The following is a 229-nucleotide window of genomic DNA, read 5'->3' as shown; positions in this document are numbered from 1 at the left end:
GGGTGTGGTCTTCACGGGTCAGGGCAGCCAGCGGCTGGGTATGGGCCGTGAGTTGTACGAGGCCTTCGCGGTGTTCGCGGATGCGCTGGACGAGGTGTGCGCCCACCTGGATGCCTCGCTGGAGAGGCCTCTGAAGGACGTGATGTTCGGTGCGGACGCCGGGCTGCTGGAGCAGACGGGGTACGCGCAGCCCGCGCTGTTCGCCGTCGAGGTGGCTCTGTATCGCCTT

1 protein-coding gene is annotated in these 229 nt (G+C 67.7%); it reads left to right on the top strand.

Annotated features, from left to right (window positions below; genetic code table 11):
• On the top strand, positions 1-229 hold a 229-nt coding region (locus tag ADL01_RS27760; protein WP_159049660.1), incomplete at both ends, for an acyltransferase domain-containing protein.

The sequence above is a fragment of the Streptomyces sp. NRRL WC-3618 genome (assembly GCF_001280005.1).
Lineage (GTDB): Bacteria > Actinomycetota > Actinomycetes > Streptomycetales > Streptomycetaceae > Streptomyces.
Note: the sequence above shows the minus strand (reverse complement) of the source record. Positions and strands in the feature narration are given on the sequence as shown.